General features: G+C 38.4%; 4 protein-coding genes. All 4 read right to left on the bottom strand.

Annotated features, from left to right (window positions below):
• A partial coding sequence (locus B4H39_RS04665) for a mucin-binding protein (protein ID WP_349680279.1) occupies window positions 1-3,812 on the bottom strand: 3,812 nt, incomplete at its 3' end.
• A 426-nt stretch (window positions 3,813-4,238) separates the two neighbouring features.
• Window positions 4,239-4,676: a hypothetical protein gene (locus B4H39_RS04660; protein WP_251421595.1), complete on the bottom strand. Its 438-nt coding sequence runs from the start codon at window positions 4,674-4,676 to the stop codon at window positions 4,239-4,241.
• A gap of 10 nt (window positions 4,677-4,686) precedes the next feature.
• A complete protein-coding gene (locus B4H39_RS04655) occupies window positions 4,687-6,168 on the bottom strand; it encodes an S-layer homology domain-containing protein (RefSeq protein WP_274708630.1) in 1,482 nt (493 codons plus the stop codon).
• A 299-nt stretch (window positions 6,169-6,467) separates the two neighbouring features.
• Entirely contained in the window at window positions 6,468-8,516 is a 2,049-nt protein-coding gene (locus tag B4H39_RS04650; protein WP_251421600.1) for a potassium transporter Kup, read from the bottom strand.
• Window positions 8,517-9,107 lie beyond the last annotated feature (591 nt).

Here is a 9,107-nt window from a genome sequence, read left to right as displayed (position 1 = left end):
TCTGGCTGATTTGGATCAATTGGATTGCCTGGTGTGCCCGGTTGTTCTGGAGTCACAGTTGTAGTCAAATGAGACAAGTAGATGTTTACTATTTGATCTTGGTTCTTATCATTATCAAACTTAGAAGGCAACTTATCAACACTATCTACTTTGTAGCCTTTACTTTCATAAGCTTCAGCAATTTTTTGCAAGTCTTCTTGAGTTTTGCTCAATGGTGCATCAGTGTCGCCACTGTCAAATAAAACTGAACTTTCTAGGTTAGTTTTTGTTGTGTCATCAATAACGTTGTACAAGACTCTTTGACTCTGTGCTTTCACATAAACGTATTCATTCTGTGTAACGTTTGAATCAAAATCATAACTACCACTTGTTGCCCCTGAATCTGCACTCACTAAATCATACCCTTTAGGGACAGCAAGAGTGTTTGTATAAGTTTCTCCAGAGTAACCGGTTAATGTTTGAAGAGCGTCTTTTAATTCTATGCCATCTTCAGGTTTCCAATCACTTGTTTTATCACTTCCACTTACATTAATATAATGGATTTGAACTTTTTGTTCATCTCTAGCATAGAGATAAGTGACATCATTAGTATCATCGGTCAACGTTCCAGAAGCAGGTGCAGAGTTTTGAGCTAGACCTTTATAAGTATATCCGGGAATATCTTTTTTCTGAGATTGATATGTTTTATAAGCTGGATTCGTTCCATTAGTATCCACCCCAGTAATCGTTTCCGTATCTGCCAATACATTACCGTTTGAAGTTGTACCATCTGTTGTTTCTACATAATGTACATTAATCTGCGGAATACCGTAAATTTGAGCTTTCATCGGGGTATTTGTGCTTAAGTCACTGCCCTCAATTGCACCCTTAGCATAACTGTAGCTTTGTACAGTTGCAGTGTCAGCAATCTTCGTATTTTTAATGTCAGCAACCGCTATAGGTAGATAGCCCGCCAATACATTTTGAGAAGCTAACTTATCTGAAACAAGAGCAACAGAACGTACTGTAGACCAATCATTTACTTTACTCTCATCCACCCAATCACTGGTCGTTAAATCTAGCGTTTGATAGGACCCACTTTTAGGAAGAGAATACGTTTTTGTAGAGTAGAGGACTCTTGCTCCTGTTCCTTGGATTCCATTTACAGGTCCTGTTAAGTTAAGTGTAAATTTATCACCGTTTTCAACACTTGGTAAAACAGCAACTTCCTGGGCATTTGTATAGTCTCCAGGTGAACCATTGGTCACTGATAACATAATACGTCCAGAGTTGTTATCGTCTGAGTCATCAGATTTCAACCCTCTGTCAAAGCCAGCACTCCCAGTTTTCTCCGTGTAAAAAGTATTTTCCCCTGTTTTGCTTCCCGCTATTCCTACTTTTGCAGCAATATGAGCTGGAGCTGTAACTGTCCATTTCATCCCAGTAGAACCATCATAAGTTTTTCCACCATAGACAGGATGAAGCTCATCCTTATTGTTGTCTATCAATTGTGAAATCCAATGAGAAGTTACACCAGTTGCGGGAGCAGCGATATCGCTAACTTTCCACGGCAACGCATCTGGAAACATAAACGCCCTATCTGGGTTTGTGTCTGCTGGGATTGTAACAGTATATTGTGAAAAATCTAACTTTGTTAAATGTTCACCAGTCGTTGGGTCTATTCCCATATCGGTAATTACCGGAGAATATTTCTTCCCATTATATCTCCAACCCCAATCTCCAAGTTTACTTTGGTCAAGGTCTATCATTCCTTTATCTACACTACTTATGATTATGGTAGGCAATTTAACATCAGCTGTAGCTCCGGCAATAGCTGTTCCAGGGATTAATATTCTTCCGTCTATACTGTTAGTCAAGGTTGTTTCTTTATTAAGCAACGTCCACTTCGCGCCAGTAGTAAACGTTTGTCCCTGAGTATATGTACCAGAAATATTGTAGTCAAGTGTGTTCCTTACACTAAATTGTGAAGAACTTACTGTACTTTCATCAAAGTATTTTAAATGTCCTACTACGCTTATATCAGTATTAGAGGTCACACTGTGAACATCTAGTTGGATAGGAACTCTGTCTCCGTTATTATAAGCGCCGTCTTCAATAACAGCATTTCTTAACTGAACTTGAATGTTATTTCCTGCAAGGATTTTAGCTTGGGCTGAGATACTTTTAATATGCGCTCCGGCCGAAATAGCTGAAGTAATAGCTGCATCAGCACTATTCAAGGAGCTCACTGTGTACGTACTGCCATTGTCCATAACAACAGTAAAAGGCCCATTGTTATTCTCATTTCCACTATCACTTACGATTCCTCTTGAAATAGTAGAAAGAACAATATCCGTTGTATTTCCACACCATTTTTCTGGAAGTGTTACTTTATAATCTCGCAGCTCATTTGTCTGGTTTACAGTTGTATCCAAGAAATCAACTGCCACTGTAGGAAGGGTTGTAATTTTATTGACAGATGTGTCTGATGTCTTCCCTGTGACAAATCCTGTTACTCCCGTATCTTTACTGATTGTTTTTGAATAAAAACCTGCATGGTCTAAATCTAAGCTATTTGCATCATAGCCTTCTAAAACCCCGCCATATTTTGCAGTCATCGTACCTGGGTTTGCAGAACCAATAGTGATATCAGAAAAACTTCCTCTGCTTACAGGAATATTTCCAACTGTTCCATCATAATATTGTGGATGAAGAGATAAGTCCGTTGAGAAATTATATGTACCAGCTTCAGTTCCTGTGGCAAAATAGCCGTACAAGTACAGAAAAGCTTCATTGTACCGGTTGTAACCTCCACCAACTATATCAGATACGATAATGTCAGAACCTGCTCCCCCTGGTTGTGTCAAACCGCTTGGAATTGGTGGAACTGCACTTCCGTCTGTTGGAGCATTGGCTTGAGTATCTAAATAATTGGCAACAGAAGCTCCTGTAAGGACAAATCCCTTTGGTACATGAATGACACCTGACATTTTAGCATGTATTGCTTGGGTAATTTGTTGACTTGAATCCGTAAAATCTGGTGTTGTCTTTATGCCCAAAACAAAGTTATAGGTCGAATTTCCATCTGCTGTAAAGACATTATTAGACACTGCTGTGTTATGAACTCTGGCAGTTGCACTACTTGTTGTAGGATTTACCGCAATGATGTTACCTGAAACAGTCGTCGCGTCACTGGTTACAGTCACGGGTAAAGTAGTAGAACCAGGAGCAAATTGAGCATTGTTTCCTTGAGTTCCAAAATAGTAAGAAACATTGAACGATGCAGTGATATCAGTTGTTGCCGTATAAGTTAATACTGTATTTTCCCCACTTTGAGATTTTGACACAGTCATACCTGCAACAGCATCATATGTTGAGACCACTATTCCTTTAGGAACAGTTATTGTTATCACTTGCCCAGCAGTAAAATTACCTGCAACTCCAAATTGTTTAGATTCGGCTGGACTACTCGGCCATCCTACACCATCAGAGGTCAGATTAAAACTGACATCATGTTCAGTAGTTGTCGTACTTGCATTCATATCTAAACTAAGATTCATAGCTTCTGCTGCAGCTGTAGATACTCTGCGTAGTTTTCCTACTCCTTCGGTACCGCTTCCCTTATCTGTTTCTGTTGAAGCTGCCTCATTTGTAACTGTGTTCGGCTTAACATTATCAGCTGATGAACCAGTATTTGGGGCACTCGTGACAGAAGTTTCTCCCTCTAAAGGATGAGTAATGACATCCGCAGCACCTAATATATCAGATGGTCCGAACAATACCATGATAAATACTGCACCAGATACACACCATTTCTTCCCGGATTTCCACATCCTGAATCCTTTGATACACTTATCTTTGAACATCCTTAGTTCCTCAAACCTTTCCTTTTTATGTCTCTTGCAATTTTACACAAAAAAGAGCCCCGTTACTCTCCGTCTTGCAAAGTTTGGGTTCTTTTCTTTTTCTAACTTTATCATAATAAAGTTTCTAATTCAAGGTTTTTAATTTATCTTTCATTTCTTTTTGAGGTTTCTATCGTTACATTTACGTTAAAATAACATTTACTTTAAATTTGTTTTTCTGATAGAATTTACTTGCCTGTATCCAAAAAATCGAGAAATTAATATTTCTCGATTTCACTGTTGCTAGGGCATCATTCTCATAACTTTATTAGCAATTATTGATGATTTCTAAATTTTTTTGAACATTCCCAATAAATGACGGCAATCTTCTTTTAGAAGTTTTGTCAGAAATATTTAATGTTCATTTTTCGCTAATACTTCTTTTACATTTTTTACGAAATCTTTAGTTCCTTGCGAACGTTTCCATATCCCTAAAATTTCCTCATTCGTTAATGAATGCGAGTCAATCCCTGCCTCGTATAAAATAATACGTGCTTTCCCTAAATCGGTTGTCCTCCCTTCTTCAGTTCTTACAGTGTCCTCTGACTTAGGAGCTTGGGGATCATCTGATACTTTAGCATCTTCCGCCCTATCACTTTTCTTGGGAGTGTTTTCTTTTGGACTTGTTGATTCCTTTGTTTTAGCTGGCTTAGATTGCTCTGTACTTTTTTCACTCTTAGGCATTTCTGAGCTTGATTGTTTTGGGGATTGCCTCTCTGTTGCTTCATGGTTACATCCAGATAAGCCCAAAAAACTTATGCCTAAAAGAAATATCACGACTAACTTTTTCATGTCCTCTCTCCTATTTAACTGCAAAGACGGGTCTACCTGCGTTCCAATCCATTGCATCTTGACTAGGACGTCCCCACAATTCATTTAAACTCGTTTTACCTGTGGGATAGAATAATCTACCATAAGGATCGTTAACATTTACCAGACCGTTGTTGTAGTCAGAAACAACTACTGCATGACCAATCCCTACATTGATGTAAAAAACCAGTGGATAGCCTGCTTTCAGCAAGGAAGCGGCTCTTTCCTTAGTATGAATCACCTCAACACTACGGCCATATGACTTTGCAGTATTTATCAAGTCCCTACCCGAAAGACCAAAACTTTCGCGACTAATAGTGTCAGCTTTTTTAGCAACAATTCCTGGGTCCACATTCATTCCATAGCTGCCTCGTAAAATCATCGCGAGACTAGTAGGAACGCAGCCTGATACCCCTACGTTAGATGCATTCAATCTGATATTTTTCCATCTTGAATCGAGCTGAGAATAATATACAGGCTGATTCGCATAGGGTTGTGGAGCTGGGGGAAGTTTCTGATTATTTACTGTGACATTATAAAAGCGATAAAGGAAGGCGGCCATCTCCCCACGTGTAATGTCTGCATCAGGATTGAAGGATGTCGGTGTATATCCTGTCGTGATTCCTTTCGAACTTAGCCAACCAATGTCATTCTTAAACATACTGTCTTTGACATCCCAAAATCTTGGATTATATTTTCCAGAAACAGGAGCTTTTCCTGATACTTTTGCCATTCTGTGCAGAAATGCAGCCATCTGTCCTCGTGTTACCTTACCTTTTGGGTTATAGTACGGTGCTGTTCCATTTGAAATATTTGCTGCAGTCAACCAAAGAATTTGATTTTTATACTGGCTTACATCTGTATAAACGTTAAATGGAGGATTATAGGCTGGAGCACCTGCTAGTCGGTAAAGAAATACAGCCATCTCCCCTCGAGTTACTTTCGCTTCGGGATTATATGTTGTTGGCGTATACCCTGTCGTAATTCCTCGACTATATATCCAATTGATATGATTTTTAAATATCGACCTTGATGTATCTCTAAATGGAGAACCTGAATTTTTTACTGGTAATTGCTTGAGCCTTACAAGAACCTTTGGAAGATTTTTTCCTGATAAACTTTTTTGAAAAGTTCCTTTCTTGCTGGCTTCTTCCATACCATCAGCTTTCTTAGGCTTTTCAGTCGTCTTTCCCTCTATAACGTTTTCATTTTCACTTGAACTGCTTTTCTCTGCTTCACTGTCTACTTTTGAAGAACTTTCATCCTTGGAACCGCTATTTTCATTTGAACTCTCTGGTGGAAGCCCCTTATCATCAGCTATCTCTAAATCATTCGTATTAAAGCCACTGTCTTCTATAACGTTCTTTTCAGAACTAGAAGTTATTTGGACCTGGTCTTCCTTAGTATCTAAAAACACTTCACTTGCCTCTATCACTCCGCCCTGTGCTGAAGACATTATCAAGATACTGAGCATTAATATTTTTTGATATTTTTTCACGTTTTGTATCCCCTAACTTTATTTTTCATAAATTCCTATGAACTCTGTTTACTCTATCACTGTCTTTTACTCATAGTATTATAATATCACAATTTTTCACAAAATTTTTTCATTCTTTGATTATTTTAGTAGAGGCTGTAAAGTGTCCATTGATTCTAAAGCAAAAAAGTAACTGGGAAAATCGCTAAAACTGATGAAAAAGTTCTTCTATTTAAAATTCATGAAAATAAAACTACATGATTAGGGATTTCTCTTTTATTTTTTACGATTTATTCTTATTTTTCAGCGGTATGGTTTTCGTTTCTCACATTTTCAAACGTATCTTCCTCGGTTTCTTCCGTTTTGACACGCTCATAAATATCTAAATTATGTACGTCTGATAAAATTAATGGCACTCTTTCCAAAGAAACTTCTGAGAACTGTAAACCAAACCAGCGATCTGGCGTCGCTGTGTATCGTTTGATGGCAGCTTTTGCCTTCAGCACAAATCGATCAAAACTTGGAAGCTCTTGTGCATTTGTCACACGTTCTTCAATAACAACAAATCTAAAATCACCAACATTTCGGCCTGGCATTGTCGTATATTTTTGTTTTTGTTTAGGTAATCTTCCTGATGCGATTAAGTCTTTCACTATTGTTCTCAGATAGCGCGGCACCTCTTGTTTCATGCGAAAACCTAAGTAAAGATGAACTTTGACAATGTAATCTGTTCCCATCATGTCGACTTCATATTCTGAAGTCCACGGCTCATCCGTAACCTTGACGTTCACAAACCAATAAACCTCTGCTTTCTTTGGTCTTTTATCCAAAATAGAATACAAGATGGAGCGATCAATAAAATCCCCCTCCATTTTGTTGCTCAAATAGACAATATTGGTCTGATAAAGATCCATCTCTCTGTCTTCTTTTAAAGCCTTGAGCTGTCCTTTAAAGTCATTGAGATTCAAAGATTTTATATATCTGTTCACACTTTTATTTGATTGAAACCAGATAAACATCACAAACACAATCAATGCTGCCATGATAACAACAACATAGCCACCATGGACAAATTTTGCTGCAGAGGCGATAAAAAAGATGAATTCGATACTGGCAAAAAAGGCAGCAATTAAATAAGACAATACTCTATTAACGCCTTTGTAAATCAAATAGTAAGACAAGAGAACTGTTGTCATCAACATAGTAACAGTAATCGCCAAACCATAAGCTGCCTCCATATGCTCGGCACTTCTGAAATACAGGACAATGCCGCTGGTTGCCACCCATAAGGCAAAATTCACTGCTGGAATATAAAGCTGTCCTAAAGTTTTTCCTGGGTAGTAGATGCGCATCATTGGCAGAAGTTTTAAACGAATCGCTTCTGAAACCAAAGTAAATGATCCTGAGATTAAGGACTGGGAAGCAATAATCGAGGCAAAAGTCGCTAAAATAACCGCATAAATCATCATCTCAGAAGGTATAATCACAAAGAAAGGATTCATCCCTTCCAAGTCTCCTCCCTTATGCGCGAGCAACCAAGCCCCTTGACCACAATAAGACAAAACAATAGACAGCTTGACAAAAGGCCAGCTCCTATAAATATTTCCTCGCCCTACATGTCCAAGGTCAGAATAAAGCGCCTCTGCCCCTGTTGTAGCCAAAAAGATAGAACCCAAGATAAAGATACCAGCCTTATTTTCTGGACTTAGAAGAAGATGCAGAGCATAGTAAGGATTGATAGCCTTAAAAATCTCTAGGTTTGTCAAAGAATTAAAAAGGCCTGTTACAGCTAAAAAGGCAAACCAAATAAACATTATCGGTCCAAACATCTTCCCAACAAGTCCTGTACCAAACCTTTGGATAAGAAAGAGAACCGCCAAAATAATAAGCGTGGTCACAACAACCCATGATTGACTGGCGTAAATTTCTCCTAATCCTGGTACTCCCTTTAAGCCTTCAACAGCAGATGTCACTGTGACTGCCGGTGTTAAAGCCCCATCTGCAAGCAGAGTCGCTCCTCCAATCATGGCTGGTATGATTAACCATTTGGCCATACGACGCACTAAAGTGAAGAGTGAAAATATTCCCCCTTCATGATGATTATCCGCTTGGAGTGCAATCAAAACATACTTAACCGTTGTAATCGGTGTTAAAGTCCAAATAACTAGCGATACGGCCCCTAAGATAAAACTCTCCGAAACATTTTGAAGGCCGCCCTGTCCTGAAACAATCGACTGCATGGTATATAAAGGACTTGTGCCAATATCACCATAAACTACGCCAAGCGCAATAATAAAGCCTGCTGAAGTGGCCTTATTAAACGACTCGTCACTCGAATAACTCATACAAAACCTCTTTCATTCAAAGGGGAGAAGTCAATGCTTCTCCAGAAACTTTACAAGATCACAAAAGCTAATATTATCTCAGTTTCTTAGAATCATTATATCAGTTTCCGAAAAAAACGGGAGAAAATAACTTTAATTTCCATATGCCTTAGTCTTTTTCCACCAGAGCTTTTGCCTCTTACACTGTTCTCCCTCCAATCACGACCCGTCTTAAGTTTGAAAAAGTTCCACAAACGTACAATATATCAGTAGCCACACTAAAACACTGTGATAGAGAAAGTTTATTGCCAGATATCACACAAAAATCAGAAATCCGACAATTCTCAATCAAAAAATCGAAAGCCTTAGGGCTTTCGAATGACTAAAAAAGTTAGCTTTAAACACTAAGGTTATCCAACCATTTATAGAATAAATATGGATAGGTCAGCAATAAACCATTGTGCTAGAAAAAATGGTTCTGTATACTGTATGGTGGTAGATGAAAATCTACTGCCATTTTTTTGTAGGAAAAAAGCCATAGAAATTCGCTAAAATGGAGTTACGACACAAACACTTTAGTTAAGGATTCCTATGACTCATTCAGATTCTATC

The sequence above is a fragment of the Lactococcus sp. UBA7128 genome, from assembly GCF_002492185.1.
In the GTDB taxonomy this organism is placed as follows: domain Bacteria; phylum Bacillota; class Bacilli; order Lactobacillales; family Streptococcaceae; genus Lactococcus; species Lactococcus muris.
This window is presented reverse-complemented; position numbering and strand designations above follow the sequence as displayed.